Origin of the sequence: Okeania sp. SIO2F5, assembly GCF_010692685.1 — a bacterium.
Classification (GTDB): Bacteria; Cyanobacteriota; Cyanobacteriia; order Cyanobacteriales; family Microcoleaceae; genus Okeania; species Okeania hirsuta.
Genome location: NZ_JAAHGU010000022.1, coordinates 45710 through 63771, shown reverse-complemented (window position 1 = coordinate 63771; position 18062 = coordinate 45710). Strand labels below are relative to the sequence as shown.

Annotated in this window: 12 protein-coding genes; 9 read left to right on the top strand and 3 right to left on the bottom strand. The window is 35.8% G+C overall.

Annotated features, from left to right (window positions below):
* Positions 1–385: 385 nt before the first annotated feature.
* The 3 genes from F6K27_RS10990 to F6K27_RS10980 all read left to right on the top strand — a co-directional run bounded on the left by F6K27_RS10990 (position 386) and on the right by F6K27_RS10980 (position 4909).
* A complete protein-coding gene (locus tag F6K27_RS10990; RefSeq protein ID WP_375339383.1) occupies positions 386–1093 on the top strand; it encodes a glycosyltransferase family 2 protein in 708 nt (235 codons plus the stop codon).
* Between the two features lie 979 nt (positions 1094–2072).
* Entirely contained in the window at positions 2073–3662 is a 1590-nt protein-coding gene (locus F6K27_RS10985) for a hypothetical protein (RefSeq protein ID WP_287273353.1), read from the top strand.
* 686 nt (positions 3663–4348) lie between these two features.
* Entirely contained in the window at positions 4349–4909 is a 561-nt protein-coding gene (locus tag F6K27_RS10980) for a hypothetical protein (protein ID WP_287273309.1), read from the top strand.
* Positions 4910–5181: 272 nt separating this feature from the next.
* On the opposite strand, the gene F6K27_RS10975 is transcribed toward F6K27_RS10980, so the two are convergent.
* Positions 5182–5706, bottom strand: coding sequence for a phycobiliprotein lyase (locus tag F6K27_RS10975; protein WP_124147731.1), 525 nt, complete (start codon positions 5704–5706; stop codon positions 5182–5184).
* A gap of 104 nt (positions 5707–5810) precedes the next feature.
* Here F6K27_RS10975 and F6K27_RS10970 point away from each other — a divergent pair, with 104 nt between their 5' ends.
* The 6 genes from F6K27_RS10970 to F6K27_RS10945 all read left to right on the top strand — a co-directional run bounded on the left by F6K27_RS10970 (position 5811) and on the right by F6K27_RS10945 (position 14650).
* The gene (locus F6K27_RS10970; protein ID WP_287284463.1) at positions 5811–5933 is read left to right on the top strand and encodes a hypothetical protein; all 123 of its coding nucleotides are present in this window, start codon (positions 5811–5813) and stop codon (positions 5931–5933) included.
* A 718-nt stretch (positions 5934–6651) separates the two neighbouring features.
* Positions 6652–8472: a hypothetical protein gene (locus F6K27_RS10965; protein WP_287273308.1), complete on the top strand. Its 1821-nt coding sequence runs from the start codon at positions 6652–6654 to the stop codon at positions 8470–8472.
* A 154-nt stretch (positions 8473–8626) separates the two neighbouring features.
* A complete protein-coding gene (locus F6K27_RS10960; RefSeq protein ID WP_161564755.1) occupies positions 8627–8794 on the top strand; it encodes a hypothetical protein in 168 nt (55 codons plus the stop codon).
* 1042 nt (positions 8795–9836) lie between these two features.
* Positions 9837–12011, top strand: a complete 2175-nt coding sequence (locus F6K27_RS10955; protein ID WP_287273306.1) for a hypothetical protein — start codon at positions 9837–9839, stop codon at positions 12009–12011.
* An 877-nt stretch (positions 12012–12888) separates the two neighbouring features.
* Positions 12889–13332, top strand: a complete 444-nt coding sequence (locus F6K27_RS10950) for a YbjN domain-containing protein (RefSeq protein WP_124147728.1) — start codon at positions 12889–12891, stop codon at positions 13330–13332.
* A 637-nt stretch (positions 13333–13969) separates the two neighbouring features.
* Positions 13970–14650, top strand: a complete 681-nt coding sequence (locus F6K27_RS10945) for a sigma-70 family RNA polymerase sigma factor (protein WP_287242570.1) — start codon at positions 13970–13972, stop codon at positions 14648–14650.
* Positions 14651–15002: 352 nt separating this feature from the next.
* On the opposite strand, the gene F6K27_RS10940 is transcribed toward F6K27_RS10945, so the two are convergent.
* Both F6K27_RS10940 and F6K27_RS10935 read right to left on the bottom strand, forming a co-directional pair.
* Positions 15003–15659: a hypothetical protein gene (locus tag F6K27_RS10940; RefSeq protein WP_287273304.1), complete on the bottom strand. Its 657-nt coding sequence runs from the start codon at positions 15657–15659 to the stop codon at positions 15003–15005.
* A 168-nt stretch (positions 15660–15827) separates the two neighbouring features.
* Complete coding sequence (locus F6K27_RS10935; protein ID WP_287273302.1) at positions 15828–17468, bottom strand: cell wall metabolism sensor histidine kinase WalK; 1641 nt, start codon at positions 17466–17468, stop codon at positions 15828–15830.
* Positions 17469–18062 lie beyond the last annotated feature (594 nt).

Here is an 18062-nt window from a genome sequence, read left to right as displayed (position 1 = left end):
TTATACTAATTCACTTAAAAAATGTCACAAATAGTTGGTAGCTGATGAAGTCAATTGAAGAAGGAGACAGGAGACAACCCACCCCCAACCCCTCCCAGGAGGGGAAGACAGGAGACAGGAGGAAAATTACATGGGGATAGTCAACGACCTGCCGCTCCGCGTCTACGCTCCCCCAAGTAATGCGTGAACACCCCCGTTGACGGTGGGGTATTAAACCCACAAAGAAAATGATAATAGACTGAAATTACTGTACAGTAGAAGTTTTAAGTACCTAAAATATCACTTCTAACTTCTGAGTTCTGACTTCTGACTTTAGTGAAACGGTATTAATACCCTCTGCTTTTTTGAAATTTTTTTGACACCCCCTAGGAGAAATATCTGTCCAATGACAAAATTAATTATTCAAATTCCTTGTTACAACGAAGAAGAGTCTTTAGGAGTAACTCTTGCTGCTTTACCTAGAAAGTTAGCAGGAGTAGACATTATCCAATGGTTAATCATCAATGATGGTAGTCAAGACCGAACAGTTGAAGTTGCCAAAGAACATGGGGTAGACCATATTGTGAATTTCCCCACTAACCAAGGTTTAGCAAAAGCATTTATGGCAGGTCTAGAAGCTAGTCTAAAAGCAGGAACAGATATTATTGTGAATACTGATGCTGATAATCAATATTGTGCTGATGATATACCCTACTTAGTTCAACCTATTATTTGGGGTCAGGCAGAAATTGTAGTTGGGGAGAGACCAATTTGGCAAACTAAACACTTTTCTCGTACTAAAAAATTACTTCAAAAATTAGGTAGTTGGGTAGTAAGAATAGCTAGTAATACAAATATTCCTGAGGCACCTAGTGTGTTTTGTGCTTTTAGTCGAGAAACTGCCATGCAACTTAATGTTTTTAATGCCTATACTTACACCCTAGAAACAATTATTCAAGCAGAGCAAAAAGGTATGGTAATAACATCAGTTCCTATCAGAACAAATAATGTATTACGACCTTCCCGACTGTTAAGAAGTCCCCCTTCCTATGTGTTGCGATCGCTCTTTACTATCCTCAGATTTTTTTTACTTGACCGAATAATTAAGGTTTAAAGCCTTTTCTTTAAAGGATAAAAAAGAAAAATTTTTCCTTTTAGTCAATCCTCTCCTTTTAAAGTATAGGTAATAATTAATAATCAATAATTAATTATTAATCATTGAAAAACCCCTACGCTTTTTCTTAATTTTAGGAAGTGTACCATTTAGTTTTGGAGTAATTTCTGGTATCCGTTGGTTATTTTTCTTGTTTAGTGGATATGAAAAAAACTAGGGTTCCAACTTTTATTTTAGCAACAATTTTAATCTTAGTCTGATTTCAATTATGGTTATTAGGTTTAATAGCAGATTTAATGGCAGCAAATCGCATAATTATGGAAGAAATTCAAGTAAGAATGCGAAAACAAGATTGTCAAAATAAGAAAGAGGGAAGAGGGAAGAAGAATAAATACTCTCTCAATGTAGATTTTATTAGGTTGGTGATATACAGTAAAAAATTGATATATGAGAGCTAATTTTTAATAATTATCCAATTAATTTTTAGTCAAAAAATTATAATTATTCACAATATAAAGTAGTAAAAATATAAAGATGCAAGATGATCGTTCATCAATAGCTAATATTGAAAAAAAGGAATAAGAAAGAAGAATAAATATTTTATCGGTCTATAGCATTTCTCAGTCTAGTGAGGTACACTCTTATCTTTACTTCACTATTGCCTATTGCCTGTTGCCTTCCGGAGCTGTTGCCTGTTGCCTAAAGCCTAGAGTTTTGTACCTCACCAGTATGGGAATTACTATAGCTTTTATTAGGCTTGTAAGATACAGTAAAAAAAATAATACCTGATTTTTCATAGCTATAAAATTAATTTTTAGCCAAATAAATAAAGTAGAGAAAATTCTGCACAACATAAAGTAGTAAAAATATAACTATGCAAGACGATAAACCATCCGTTACCAATCAAACTGATTTATTAAATATAGAGTCTAATTTCGACTCTAATAAAGATACTATAAGTGACACCAAAGAAGAACACATGAGAGATTTATTTGCCAGAGAAGCACTTGCTCAAATTCCTAAAATATTGACCTTATTAGACCGCAATTATCATAGTCCTACCTATGGTTGTTTCGACCGCAATTTTTGGCATTACAAAATTATAGATTTTCCTAGTGGCATGGCTCAAGAATTCGTCTTACCTTTAGCCTTAGCTTATAATTTAGATATTCCTAATAATCAATTTTATTTGCAAGAAATGATATATAAATGGGCAGAAGCAGGCATCTTATATGCTACCCAAACTGCTCATATTGATGGTTCTTGTGATGATTATTTCCCTTTTGAAAGAGCTAGTGGAGCAACAGCTTTTTCTTTATTAGCTAGTATTGAAAGTTATCAAATATTGGGATTAAATAACTATGAAGTACTCAGCTTTTTTGAAAAACGAGCAGATTGGTTAGTAAATCATTATGAAAGTGGCAATTTAGCTAACCATGAAGCATTAATTGTATTATCCTTAGAATTGTTGAGTAAACTATTAGAAACCTCAAAATGGGAAACAACTAAAGCAGCACGTCTGGAAAGATTATTAAGTTGGCAGAGTCAGGAAGGATGGTTTACAGAATACTCTGGTTTTGACCCTGGTTATCATACTTTAACTATATCCTGTTTAGCTAGAATTTATGAATTAAACCCCAGTGAAAAACTCAAAAATTCTATTACCGCAGCAGTAGAATTAGCTGCTCAATTTATTCATCCTGATGGTTCCTTCGGTGGAGAATATGCTAGTCGTAATACCTATAACTTTTTTCCCCACGGATTTGAATTAATAGGTAAATGGTTGCCTGCTGCTTTGTCTATTAACGATCAATTTTTAATAGGCTTAAAAAATGGTTTGGCTCCCTGTTATGCAGACGACCATATTATCGGTCATCATACCTGGAATTATTTCTTAGCATGGCGGGATTTTATTACAGAAAGACCTGCTGATGTGAATCGTGATATTGCTAGTCTTTGGTTAAAAGAAGCTCAAATTTTGATTAAACGCAGACCTGGAACAGAATTATATGTAAGTCTGAAAAAAGGTGGTGTTTTTAAGCTATTTCGCGACCAAAAATTAGTTGTTTCTGATACTCATCTATCACTTCAAGTTAAAAAAGGAAATAAAACTTTAAATGCAGTTAGTCATTTAAGTGGTGATTATGATCTGAAAATATCTCAGGATGAATTGCTTATTTCTGGTAATATGGGTTGGGCAAAACAAACTCAAATGTCACCTTTTAAGTTAATTATTCTGAGGTTCGTTATGTTGACTATCGGGCGTTTTTTTCCAAATTTTATTCGGAAAATATTACAAAAAATTCTGATTACTGGCAAGCAAGATGCACCTTTCCACTTTACTCGTTACTTTAAGTATGAAGATGGAGTTTGGTATATTACAGACGAACTTTTTGCTAAGTCTTGGTGGGATGTAATTAGTGCAGCTATTGGTTGTGACCAAACTTCTATTTATGTTGTAATGAGTCGCACTTTTCAAATCAATCAATTACAACCTTGGTATGATTTAACAACTGAGATTAAAAAACTTTCTCCTGGTCAATCTTTGAAAATTGAGCGCAAGTTTTAACTTGATTTATTCTTACAACTTCGCTTTTTATCTCTTACTTATATAAACTCTCATAAAATCTTGCTATAATCAGAAAATAGGAAATAGGGATAAAAAAAAGGTTTCATAATAATATGGAACAGGGAAAAGAGAAAAAAAGTTGTTTTATCACTAATTAAGCGCCCATAAAATGGCAGATTTAAAGTGCAATAGTATTAGTGAAAGAAAAAATTGTTTTTAACTTTTAACCTTTGTGATATTATATGCGAGTAATTTAACAGTTCGATCAGGAGTACCCAATTAATATTATGTTTGCTTGAATACCTAATAAATATAAATAAAGACAGCTACTTATAAGGATGAGGAGAATTGTATCCGTTTCATGTAAGTCAAAAGTAAAAAATCTAATATTTTATTGATAATGCACTGATTAGGAGATGGTATGATACTAATTATCAATTTTTTCATCATGTAAGAAAGTGAATTTATAACTTCATTTAACTTTTATTTGTTCCCCATTCTCCACTCTTATTGAATCTCCCTCAATAATTACAGCACTTTGTCCGGATAGTGAGGTACAGTTTATTAATTCTCTGTTGCCTGTTGCCAGATGAGCTGTTGCCTAAAGTCCTAAAAATTTTACCTCACTAACTCCGAAACTGCTGTAAGAAAAATGGTATTATCTATTAGCAAAAAATCAAAGGCCAATGACAGAACAGTCATCAACATTTGCTTTACCAGAGGCTCTATTAAATAAGTATGATTTTGACCTTGCTGATGAGACTTCTGAGCAACTTATTACTCGTTGGCACAATAAGTATCAAGTAGAGTGGCTTCTCTTAGCAGTAGTTGAGGCACTATATCTTGGACGTTACAAAGCTGTCTGTGTTGAGCAAATCTTGACATTATGGGAACGTCGTGGTCAACCAGTCTATCATTTCAACTCTGAATTTCAAAATATTATTACTAAAAATATTCTCACAAATTTAACATCTCAGATAGATACTCAGTCTTTACAACCAGAGACACTACCTAGTTTCTCTGAATCCAAACCTCCTGAGTATTCTACATCTACATCAGTCGATCCATCCTCAAACCCCTTCAAGGCAAGCTCAAAAAATACAGCTCAAGACCTGGTAGAGCATATTCCAGTAAAAACAAATCAGTCTAAGATCAAACACACTGATTTTTATACTAAACTAAAAGCATTTGTAAAAAAAAGTCAAGCATCGCGATCGAATCAGAGCAAACCCGATCGAGTTAAATAGACAGAAGCATCGCAGAAAATAGAAAGTACACAAGAGCAATCAAATAGGTTAATTCTTGCTACAGATGATTGATGAGAAGATGGGGAGATGGGGAGATGGGGAGATGGGGAGATTGGTATATTTGCACAATTTTTTGTATTTCATATAACTAATTAAACGGACATGATATAACATGTTAGGGTGAGTTTATCAAGTAAGATACAAATAACTCACCCCTACAGATTCTTCTTTGGAGATGTTTTCTGACGATCAAGCAACCAACATGATCCAGTTTAATTTTTCACTCGGCGAATTTCTGAGCAAAAAGAAGCTAGAGTAAAACCTAATGGTCTTTTAACTACACTGGTGCGTAACCGTAAATTAGGCATCAAATACCAGAAACGTTCTTCCGCGTATAAATCTTCCGACTCAGTAATAAATGTTAAAACATCATCACTCCCCATAATATATCGACCACTGATATTTGTACTCTTACCATCCCCTTTATCTTGCAATAATCTACCTTGGTGGGGGTCGTCAGAATTAGGAATAACTATCAACATTGTTGCACCTATATCTTTCACTTGCTCTCGGTTGATAGTACCATTCCAGTTAATCTGCAACCCTACTAATTGAGCTACACTTGGGTCAGTTTGATGTTGTTCGCACAACCTGATTACTGTGGGATTTGTTTTTTCTAATATTTCAACATTTACTTCTGATTTGCCTGCTTGCAACTCCCCGGAAACTAAATTGTGAATCGTGCGTTGGGAAAACCATTGACCTGCACTCAACTGCAAAAATTCGATAATGTCCATTAATCTGCTAATAGTATTAATTCTGAATCAATACTATTGTTGCACTGATTGGCATATATGGCACTTATATCATGTGCCCCCTTCTAGGGGAGTTGCGCTAACGATTGAATACCAATAATATCTGTGAAGGTCAATGGGTAATAGGTAATTGGCACGCTTCTCAAACAGCTTCAAATTTTGGAATTGCAGCGAATGTTACTATTATATCTAGAGCTACTAACTACTAAATTTTATTATTACTGAAATAAAAACATTATATATTTTAGCCTCTAGTAGCTTTTCTCTATTGAATGATCTATAATAGATGAGGTATTAGGCTATTAGAGTTAGAAAGTAATATTTTAATTATTAACTTGAATATTTTAACACTCATAACATTAAATAATTATGTATAATATTGTCAATCTGTATTTTTTTTTGATGTTACTAATTTTCATCTAAAGGTTGATTTTCATAAATTCAAATAATAGCGATCGCATATCTTCAAAACAACTGTAAAAAATAATTATTTCCTAGCTAAGTTAGCCACAATAGACATAGGGATAAAAAAGACAAGCTAGAATAGGGGATTTAAACCCAAGCTTTTAGCACTCTGAAAACTGTTTGCGGAGCATTCCGGTACGGAAATGCTGAAATGCTGATAACTAATTAATTGATTGGCTGAAGATGTCTAATCAACAAAAACTGTAATAAGCAAGCAAAGAATTTTTATTATCGCAAATATATTTGATTTTCTTAGGAGGTAAAAAAATCAAAAATCAAACTATAGCTTGATCCCAGCAATAATAGATGAATCAAAAAAAAGAATTCAATTGGACTAAAAAACCATAATTGTGACGATAACTCTTTCCAAAAACATCAAATTGTGGTAAATATTAAGTTTAAGCTATGCTATTAAAATTATTATATATCACTAAATATGGTATAAGTCAAGGGTACTAAACTATGCTCATAGAGATATTAACCCTTTTTGCGGGTGCAGGACTTGAACAAGCAACCAGTGTCACATGGCATTGGGTAAGTAAGTGGGCAGCAAAGAAAGCTGATGAAAAGAATCAGGTAATACAGACAGCGTTAGTCACTTCATATTGTAAGGCTTTACAGGTAATTCGTAAAGAATCTCAACAACTATCCCAGTGGAGGCAAGATAAAGCTGAAATTGAAGGCAGACTAACAGAAATGGAGAAAGATGCACTAATGATACTAGATTTAGTGCAAACACACAAGCAAAGAATAACTCATCTACCTCAAGGTAGAGAAGAAGAAGCAATAGTGAAAGTCGTGATGTCTAGACTGCAAAGCAAAGATAAGTGGCTCAAACACGCTCCAAAAGAATTATCTGTGCTAGTGGAAACTAAATTAGTGTCAATTACAGTCCATCAATTTCGCCACGAGCTGAGAACAGAAAGTACAGTATTTCAAGCCTTAGTACACGATATGCTAGCAACAGCAGGTGAAGATATCAGTTGTCTTGTTGATGTGACCAACAAAATAGAGAGAAGAGTCGATCAATTTGTTGGCGACTACCGTCAAGATATAGACAGAATAATTGCAGGTATTGGTGGAGCTAATACTCACTTAGAACAGTTAATATTACTGCTGCGTAAACAGATGCAACAATGTCAGGTAATACCTGCTGACTTTGCTGCATTAATAGCAGATAAAACTGAAGGATTTTTGGGACGGAGTTTTGTTTTTGATGCCATTGAAGATTTCATCCATAACCAATCTAAAGGATATTTTATCATCGAAGCAGACCCAGGAGTAGGCAAAAGTACAATCATAGCCGAATATGTACGTCGCACAAGTTGTCTTGCCTATTTCAATTTATTATCAGAAGGTAGAACTAGGGCTGAAGATTTTCTTAAGAGTATCTGTACCCAGTTAATTGAAGGCTATAACTTGCCTTATGAACTACCATTACATCCGGATAACACTAGCAATGGCAACTTTCTATCAAAACTACTAAACGAAATTAGTGCCCAACTAACACCAGGAGAAAAACTCATAATTGCAGTTGATGCTTTAGATGAAGTCGATTTAAGTAGTCAAAGTGGAGCGGCTAATGTGCTTTACTTACCAGCAAACTTACCCAATAAAGTTTATTTTCTGCTTACTAAGAGGTCTGACCCACTACCGTTAGTCATTTCGGCACCGCAGAAGATTTTTGACTTAATGATTTATCCTAATGAAAGTCTAGAAGATGTCAAACTATTTATTCGTCTGCGCACAAAACGACCAGCAGTAAAAGAATGGATCGAACAAAGAGGCTTAACATTAGAAGAATTTGTCGAATCTATAGCCAGCAATAGTGAAAATAATTTCATGTATTTAAAATATGTACTTGATGATATTGAGCAAGGTAACTATAGAGATATTAACTTAGAAAGTTTACCTCAAGGTTTAGAGAAATATTACGATCAACACTGGCATCGAATGAAAATGAATGTCAAACCATTGCCTGTAACTAAATTAAAAGTCATATATTTCTTAACAAAAACTCGTAAACCAGTATCCTGCAGAATGTTAGCAAAATTTAGTGGAGAAATTTCCTTAATAGTTCAAGAAATTCTGGATGAGTGGGCACAATTTCTGCGAATTTATCAAACAGAAGGAAAACCAGTTTATAGCATATATCATGCTGCATTTCAAGACTTTCTTTACCGAAAAGATATCGTCCAAGAAGTAGAATCATTAATTGAAATCGAAAGTATGGAAAAACAAATCAAAAATAATTTGTTAGGAATGGTTTACAAAAATGCCTAAAAATTATGATTTGGAACTGGAAGTTAGGATACACAAAAAGCGGATGAAATGGCTCGCCAAGGATTGAAATCATTGGCTAATAGCTTAAGTCATCTATAAGATGACTCTTGAGGAGTATGCTATCTTTTTCATCTTTTTATATTGTGGTTAATCAGTGCAACTTGATATTAGTTTGGAGCAAGTTTATCCAACAATTTTGTATTATTTGCGCGATCGCGAAGCGGTAGGACAATATTTAGAAAATTCCTTGGACTATACGAATAAAGCTCAAGCTGAATTTGACCGTCATCCTCCACCTTTTGTGGCGAAGATACTGAAGTAGAAGTTGGAACGTCAATATCATGTCCGGTTGAACAGTTACAAATAAACGACGAAGGAGTCAGGAGTCAGGAGTAATAAGTCAGGAGTCAGGATGGAAGAAAGAAGAAGAAAGAGAAATTTTTTTTATCATACTCTTATCCGGACATGATATAACTCAAGCAGAGGAAGTGCCTAAATAATGGTAATTACAGCAGTTTTCATTTGGGTAGACCACTGTAGGGACGTTCCATGGAACGTCCCTACAAGGTTTTGATTGTGATGATGTGGTTTATAAATCAGCAAAAACGCTGTAAATTAGGAATTATATCAAATCCGGTTAAACAGTTATAGAATAGTTAAGTCAGGAGGAGTCAACCCACCCCTCGCCCCTCCCAGGAGGGGAGGGGAAGTTAGGAGTTAGGAGTCAGGAGGAGAGAGAATTACAAAGATGAGCGTAGTTATGACGATTGAAGAATTTTTTTATGTTCAATAAAACGGATTTGATATTATATCATGTCCGGTAGCATCGGTATTGTAAGCTTGAAGGTAAGGAAGAAGGAAGAAGGAAGACGGAAGAAGGCTTAAAAGCTTGAAAAAACGTAAATTTCCTGTAGATATTCACCCTTGGTTTTACACAAACGCGCCCCAGCGGACATGATATTACCCATGAGGTACGAAAAACTAGGACTTGAGATTGTTTTCCGTTCCGGAATACTCCGCAAACCCTATCGGTCGCAATGAGGAAGATACGTTATAGTACCGAAGAAATACTGAAATTATCTTGACTTTTTCTTCTCTTCCTTCCTGACTCCTGTACGTTACTTTAAGCACTGCTTTTCTACCTTAATCTTCATTCCCCATATTATAAATGTATAAAATGTATAAGTACTAAAGCTAAATTAATTGTATATTTGATGGTCATATTAAATAGGTGGGCAAAATTATTTTTATATCTACTGCTCAAGCATACAAGTATATTTTTTTCCCTACTCCCTGCTTAAAGATGTTAAATTAATTTTGCACAGATATCTATTAGTTTACATCAGTATAACAAGGAAATTGAAATGGGTGAGTTTAGAGAAAATTTAGCTCAAATGCCCCTAGAAGATCAATACTATCTCTTAGAAACTTTACCAGGTTTTCTCGTGAGTGAATCTGATACAGAGCAATTGCATCGCTTACTCACAGATTTTGATTTTATCGAATCAAGACTATATTTATTCGGAGTAGAATATCTATTAAATGATTATGAGGAAGCCATGCATTCTAATGTATGGACTTCAAGTGAAAAAGTTAAAACTCTAAAATTAATTCAAGGGGCAATTGAACTATCATCTCATATCCTTGTGGAAGATAAAACGCAACTACCAGGACAATTGTGGGGGCGACTGCTATCTTTTGAAATACCAGAAATTCAGAAAATGCTACAACAAGCAAAATCCTGGAACCGATCGCCCTGGTTAAAACCAATGGCACCAAGTCTCACACCTCCTGGAGGTAGACTGTTACGCACTTTCATCGGTCACACTGGGTGGGTAAATGCAGTAGTTGTTACCCCAGAAGGATTGGTAATTTCTGGTTCTGCTGACAATACTCTCAAAGTTTGGAACCTGGAAACAGGGAAAGAAATAGCAACCTTAACTGGTCACAGAGGCAGAATTAGAGCTATAGCATTACTAGATGAAAAATGGGTGATTTCTGGCTCCGATGACTTCAGCATCAAAATTTGGAACCTAGAAACAACTCAAGAATTTCTCACTTTCACTGGTCATACAAGAGGAGTAAGAGCAGTCGCAGTATTACCAGATGGTAGATTAATTTCTGGTTCTTCAGATAATACGATTAAAGTCTGGAATATTGAAACACAAAAAGAAGAAATTACCCTCACTGGTCATAAAGGTTGGGTCAATTCGTTAGCAGTATTATCTGATCAAGAAATTATTTCAGGCTCATCTGATCGCACTCTCAAAATTTGGAATCTCCAGACAAAAGAAGAAGTATTGACACTAAAAGGTCATACGGGTGGTGTGAGAAGTGTAACAACACTTCCAGAAGGACAAGTGATTTCCGGTTCTTCTGACAACACAATTAAAGTTTGGAATCTGCACAGTCAAAAAACTATTTTGACATTCAAAGGTCATACCAAAGGGATAAATGCAGTAGCAGTAGCTCCAGACAATAAGGGAATTATTTCTGCTGCTTCCGACAATACTCTCAAAGTTTGGAGTCTCCAGACAGGAGAAGAGTTATTTGCTCTCAAAGGTCATGCTGATTCAGTATATGCAGTTGCAGTTTTACCAGATGGACGCATAATTTCTGGTTCTGATGATTTTACTCTCAAAGTGTGGAGTCTTGATACTTCTGTAGAATTACCACCTCCGATCGGACATACTAATAGGGTAAATGCAGCAGTAGCGCTACCAGCTCGACAAGCAGCATCAGCGTCTTGGGATAATACAATTAAGGTTTGGAATTTAAACACAACAAAATCAGTTTGTACTCTTAAAGGTCATACTGATCGAGTTAATTCCGTAGCAGCATTACCAGACAAACGTATTATTTCAGCTTCTGATGATAACACTCTCAAAGTTTGGAGTTGGGAAACAGCACAGGAATTGTTGAGTTTAGAAGGTAATACTAGATGTATTTTTGCTGTGGCAGTTACACCAGATGGTAAACGAGCGATCGCCTGTTTATCTGACCAAACTGTAAAAGTCTGGAGTTTAGAAACTTTAAAGGAGGTTGCTACTCTGATAGGACATACTGACTGGGTAAGTTCAGTGACAGTAACGCCAGATGGTAAGCGAGTAATTTCTGGGTCTTTTGATAAAACTATTAAAGTTTGGTGCTTGGAAACTGGAGAAGAAGTTTCTACTTTAGTCGGTCATAATGGGTGGGTGAAAGCTTTGGCAGTAACACCAGATGGTAAGCGAGTGATTTCTGGGTCTTTTGACAAAACTATTAAAGTTTGGTGCTTGGAAACTGCAGAGGAACTATTTAGTTTGAGCGGTCATAGTGACTGGGTAAGTTCCGTTGCAGTTACACCAAATGGTAAGCAAGTGATTTCTGCCTCTGACGATCATACTCTCAAAGTTTGGGACTTAGAAAAGCGACGGGCGATCGCCCATTTTACAGGAGAGAGTTCCTTAGAATGTTGCGCTGTGGCAGAAGATGGAGTAAAAATTATTGTTGGTGAAGCCTCTGGAAGGGTACATTTTTTAACATTAGAAAGTTCTTAGGTCGTAGGTCGTAGGTGTAAGCTCAAGATCGAACACTGGAAACGGAGCAGAAATTTGGGATATTCCTTCAAGAGCGCTTCAATATAACATTTTTATTATAGTTAATCATCCGGACATGGTATTATACTAACTTGATAAATTTTTGTTACAAATAGCTAGGCTATTTCTTAGGAGTCAGTGGTAGGGCAAACGGCAGTTTGCCCGTACAGGTAGGGGAGCCGTCGGATTGGCGACGTACAGAATGAATGGCTTCTATACCATTTTTTAGGTTAAAACTTATCTTTTTCATCAAAGGGATATCTTTGATAAAATCTTTTAATCACCCCCAATTATTCGTAACATTCTTTTTTTAAATTGGTATTAGAGGGAGTAGGCAATAGGGAGAAAATCAGGCAAAGAAGGATAGAAGAGAAAGTTTGTCGAGGATGAGATTAACTGGACATTATTACAGAGCGATCGCTTAATAGACATCTCTATAAAAGAGGGAAAACCGGATAAATAATTAAGAATCTATGGATAATAATTGATTTTATTTTTGATTTTTGGAGATGTTTAAATAATCTCAAAATAACTGGCTTTTGATCGAATATTACTGCAACCACCCGATAGAAATCAATGTATCAACATCATTGTTGTTTTAATAGTTATTGTTTTAGTAGTCGCAATGCTTGAATTGCCAGGAATAAAAAACCCACCGATCCTAATGCAGTGAGAATTTGGGCTACTAAACTAGGTGTTAATATTTCACTCATAATTGTATCCTAAGAAAATCATAAACTTACAGTCTATTTTATCTCAAACTGCAAAAATTGATATATTATAGTTATTATATTTTTTTGTAATGGCTAGTTTCTAGTAAAGCTTTTGGAGAAAAATAATGCAATTTGAGACGAATGTACAAGAAGCTTGCTACAACAAAATTTCTCTCTGGATGAGAGAATTATTTGATAAATTTCCCTGTGTGAGACAAGATTTACCAGGTGTTACTTTGTTTATGGGTTCTGCTTTAGTTGAAATATCTGTTTTTGCTTGGGGAGATAATGAGGCAATAATTAATACTCGCTCCTATGTGGTGACAAATGTAGATTTAAAAGCAGATTTGATGAAATTTTTACTGCAAGAAAATAGTAAAATGCGCTTTGGTGCTTTTGGTATAGATGAAAATAATAGTATTATATTTGAACATACAATAGTTGGTTCTACTTGCGATAAACCAGAATTAGAAGCATCTGTAAAAGCAGTTTTAGCAATTTCTGATGAATACGACGATAAAATTGTTGAACAGTGGGGAGGACATAGGGCCATGGACAGAATATATTAGACATCTCCAGAAAAGCTATCCATTATCAGGAACTTCTGAAAACTTTGTGGAGAGCAGGGGAGCAGCGGTGCAACCCCGCGGGGTGCGACAGACGCATCTGGTAGCGCACCAAGAGAGGGAGCAGGGGAGAAGAGAGAAAAAGTCAATTTAGCAGTAGCGATCGCTGCTTAAGTTCTCAAAAAAATGTACTTTTCAATACATTATTTTTGAGGAAAAAGTCTCTCAAGTACTTATACATAACTTGTATATTTTGTCAAGTTTACTCTTAAGAAAGATGTTTATAAAGCATAGCCAGAAAAGAGGGAGTAGGCGGAAAGAATTAGTAATTTATGTGCGATAATTGATTTGATTTTTTATGATTGGAGATGTTTATTAGACCTCTCTCCACTCTAATAGTTAGGAAAAAACTCCTTTTCATCTCCTAACATCTGACTTATGTAATATCATAAATTTATTTAGCAATGCCTAAATTCTGAACAGCTTAACTAGCTATCAGCTATTAGCGCTTCAGCGCTTCAGCCTAAAAAAGCAGTGCATAGAATTAGGAATTGAAAGCTTTTTAATAATTTTAATTGCCTTATTTTAGAATTAATAGTGGTTCGACCGAATATTCATTAATCTAAATTTTTCATACTTTATGCTAAAAACAGACCCTACTTACACATTTCCTGAATCTAATCACCCTATAGTTAAGTCACTATTCCATCATAGTGACCAGGAACTATTAACCTTATTTCAAAACTATCCAGACCAAGGAAAATACTTCGTAGCGATTTTTTGTCGCTATGGTATGATAGTCCAAACTTTAATTCAACATTCCGTGCGATCTCCTGTTCAAGCAGATTATCTATTTGCCCAAACTTGGCAACATATATTTTATGAACTGCGTGGCCTAGATTTACGAGAGGGGGCAGATCCAACCAACGAAAATACTACTCTCCAGAATTGGTTAATAAATGTTACAGCTATTAGTCTTAACCAAGCAGAAATTCCTCCTGTTGAATCAATTCGTTATTCTTTACAGGTAGCTCCACCACCTTTATGGTGCTATGTTAAGCAAGTATTAGACCAGTTAGAGGCACTACTGCGCTTGATTCTGTTAATGTCTCAGACTTTTCACTGGAGTGAAACAAGAATTGCAGCATATCTCCAAGCTGAGGGAGAAACTATTTCATCTCAGGAGATAAAATCTTTGTTGCAGCAGGGATACCATCATCTAGATAATAATTTACCAGAGGATATTAAAGCTATCTATTTTAATGATGATATGAAACAAGTTAGTACGAGTATAAATCAGTTTCTCAAAGTTTCAAAATAACCAGAATCCTGATTTAGTTAAGGTCAAGACTGCGCTATGGTAGAAGTCCTGATATTTCAAAGACAGATATTTACCAAATAGGGAACAGGCAAAAGTCACAAAAAACATTTCTCTGTCTAAGGTCGATCGTTAATTTATCTACCAAGCAACTCTTTCTTTAGCTATTGCACAACATTGTTCGGTATTCATGCTGTTTGCGTTTCCATAGAATTACTTAGGAAAGCTTTGCATTAGCAAAACGTCCCCTATGAAGTAGGTCTTCTGCCGAAATTTTTTAAATTTAACTTAGGATTGAAAGTTATGTAGATGGTAACTTAAAAACTTCAGACCTCAAATTTGTCTTTAAATTAACCTAGTTCAAAAATACTCCTCCTCCCCCAGTAATATTTAGTGACTTAGTATCTAAATCAAAATTTTCTGTGGAATTAAACCTCACCTCTAATACTCTAGGAGAAATACCCCGAGGACTTACTAATAATAACCCTCCATCAGGACGTTGGTAGGTTAACGTTAATGGGACTGGCAATTCATATATTTCTACTACTGACCTTTCTCCTAGAGTCCTATGTCGGCCACCAATTACCTGATATTTAATTACGGCATCCGTTTGATTAATCAATCTTAGAGTAACGAGACCTTCCACAGGGGTAACTCTACCTGCTGGTTCAGGAAATTGTGGTGGTATTTCATTAATCTCTTGCTGCTGGCCAGCAGGGTTTCCTACATTAGGGGGTTGACGGCGAGGAGGCTCACTTCTCTCTGGTTCTGCCTCTACTGGTTTTCCTTGACGACCAGATGGTTTACTAGCAGGAGGTTGACGACGACGAGGTTCTGTATTCTCTTCAACTTCAGCAGGTTCTTTTCTTGAAGGTTGAGTAGGTGGCTTAGTAGTACCAGGTGGAGGCCCTCCAGCTAGAGCAACTGTAATTAGTCCCATCATTAAACTGCTACAAATGGTACTAATGATCGGAGTTTTTTCAACAAGTTTAGAAAGATATTGAATCATCATAAAAAATCGGTAAGTGGGAAACCACCGTCTTTTAAGCGGTGGGTGGAAACTACTTGTGGGCAGGTTTTATAGCGCTACGCGGGAGCCGACGCCTCCCCTATCTGACTTCCGTGAAACGGTATAGTAAAAGTTATACATAAATATAGTCATATATAATGGGAGTCCTCTTTAAACATTTACGATCGGCAAAGTAACTTTGGCCATAGTACCAACTTGAGGATGACTCTCGATAGATATTTGGCCATAATGATTTTCTATAATAGCTAGGGCGATCGCTAACCCTAAACCTGACCCAACTGTACCATGATGTGAACGAGCAGGGTCTACTCGATAAAAGCGATCGAATAAACGTGATAAAGTATCAATTGGAATACCAATACCATTATCTTTGACTGTTACTTGAAGGCAATCATATTTATATTTAAGGTTTTGATAACCTCTGAAAATTACTCCACTACTCTCAGAGCTATTGCCTAGTTTCCCTTTGTGAGTCCTCAAAGTTGCTTTTTTGACTTTGGGAAAGCGCTGCAACTCTACTACTATCTGACCACCAGATGGGGTATACTGAATTGCATTACTAATCAGATTTGTAAATAACCTAGCTAGTTGATCCCAATCTCCTATGAGTGTAATATCTTCCTCAGATGTAAGATTTTTGATGCTTGGAGATGTGTCTTGATTTTTATCTTTTTTTTGCGGGTTTAATACCCCACCGTCTACACGGTGTTCAAAATTGTTTGGGGTGAGATACTCCATGCAACTTTCCCTCCTGACTCCTGAGTTCCCCTCTTGGGAGGGGTTAGGGGTGGGTTTACTCCTGACTCCTTCTTCAACTAACTTTTCAATAAGGTCGGGTAGGGAGATTTTTAATTCTAGATTTATCTCTTGGGCAGTAGCGATCGCTTGTTGTTCTTCTACTACTTCTATCAATAAAGCATCTAAAGGTACTGATGAAAACTGCGACTGTACTATTCCACTATCTTGACGTGCCAAAAATAGTAAATCATCTACCAGTTTTCCTAACCGACGAGTCAAACGTTCGATAACTTGTAGTTGTTGCTGATGTTCGGATGATCCTAACTCCCGGTCTGCTAAAGCAACTTGTACATTAGTTTGAATCATTGCTATGGGGTTGCGAAGTTCGTGGGAAGCATCAGCAGTAAATTTTTTCAGATGTTGATAAGACTCCCGTACTGGTTGTATTGCTAACCCAGAAAGTAACCAACCAATTGCTCCTACTGAAATTATGACTAAACAGGTAATGATACTTAAGTCTAGCATTAATTGGCGAATTGGTTTTGTTACTTCAAACCAAGGATGACTGACTCGCAAATATCCTAAGACTTGGCGATCGATTTCTACTCTATCTGTTATCTGTCGTAGTAGTAAATTATTGTCTATTGGTTGTTGTAATGTTTCAATTTTTTCCAAGTGAGGAGTTATTCGTACTGTTTCTCCAGTGCGGTTGGAATGTATGGGAATATTTAGGGGAGCGGAAAAGGTTGACCAAATTAGTTCTCCTGTGGAGCTAAACCATTCAAGGTCGATATGGTCATCTTCTACTGTTTTGGCATTATCTCGAAAGCTAGCTTCGAGGTTAACACGAAATTTTTTACTATTTTTAGTGGGAAAAGATTCGATGACTAGCGATCGCTCTACTACTTCTACGACATGAAGTAAGGTATCGTCGATGCGTTCGATCAAGGTATTTCGGAAATAGATATAAAATCCTGTGACAAATATAAGTAATAAAATAGCTGTGACTGTAGTGTACCAAATTGCTAAACGACGACGACTTTTTTGAAACATATTTATCACCTACATTTCGCAGTTCAAAACATAGTATAAAGGATAAGTAGTCAGTAAGTAGGTAGGTCTAATTAAACGTTAAAAAAATTGTAGGGGCGGGTTTGACCGAAAGCTTTGAATTAAGCGTGATAAGTTTAAAAATCAGCCCTCTCTAATATTGCATTTATTTATGTTCACCTACTTAGTAGTCAGTATTGAGAGGTGAATATTTATTGCTAATTGCCAGGATAAATCAAGTGTTTATTATTGATTTATTATCATGATTGGTAGAGTCTAAATATTTGGTAATTCACCGATTTTTATACTATTTTTTGTATAGAACCCATTTGATATCTATATAATTATGGTAGTCAAGTCTTTTCGCGCATCAATTTTGAGGAAAAATCATCAGCAAGCAGTGTTTTTTGTATTATTTCTCCCCACATCTTCTCTCTTTCCTCTTACCGAATAATTAATAATTAATAATTAATAATTAAATAATTCGCGCCTTGAAGCCTCCCCTTTTAAAGGGAAAAAAAGTGGTCTATCTTCGCAGCTTCCCGAAGGGTGGGATGGCGATCTTCGGAGCGGGTCTGCAAGAACGGGTCTCCTCGC

What these genes read in the sequence shown, in the direction of transcription:
- F6K27_RS10945 (WP_287242570.1), top strand. Translation starts at nt 13,970, where the DNA reads ATGCTAAAAACAGACCCTACTTACACATTTCCTGAATCTAATCACCCT.
- F6K27_RS10950 (WP_124147728.1), top strand. Translation starts at nt 12,889, where the DNA reads ATGCAATTTGAGACGAATGTACAAGAAGCTTGCTACAACAAAATTTCT.
- F6K27_RS10940 (WP_287273304.1), bottom strand. Translation starts at nt 15,659, where the DNA reads ATGATGATTCAATATCTTTCTAAACTTGTTGAAAAAACTCCGATCATT.
- F6K27_RS10975 (WP_124147731.1), bottom strand. Translation starts at nt 5,706, where the DNA reads ATGGACATTATCGAATTTTTGCAGTTGAGTGCAGGTCAATGGTTTTCC.
- F6K27_RS10985 (WP_287273353.1), top strand. Translation starts at nt 2,073, where the DNA reads ATGAGAGATTTATTTGCCAGAGAAGCACTTGCTCAAATTCCTAAAATA.
- F6K27_RS10990 (WP_375339383.1), top strand. Translation starts at nt 386, where the DNA reads ATGACAAAATTAATTATTCAAATTCCTTGTTACAACGAAGAAGAGTCT.
- F6K27_RS10980 (WP_287273309.1), top strand. Translation starts at nt 4,349, where the DNA reads ATGACAGAACAGTCATCAACATTTGCTTTACCAGAGGCTCTATTAAAT.
- F6K27_RS10955 (WP_287273306.1), top strand. Translation starts at nt 9,837, where the DNA reads ATGGGTGAGTTTAGAGAAAATTTAGCTCAAATGCCCCTAGAAGATCAA.
- F6K27_RS10935 (WP_287273302.1), bottom strand. Translation starts at nt 17,468, where the DNA reads ATGTTTCAAAAAAGTCGTCGTCGTTTAGCAATTTGGTACACTACAGTC.
- F6K27_RS10965 (WP_287273308.1), top strand. Translation starts at nt 6,652, where the DNA reads ATGCTCATAGAGATATTAACCCTTTTTGCGGGTGCAGGACTTGAACAA.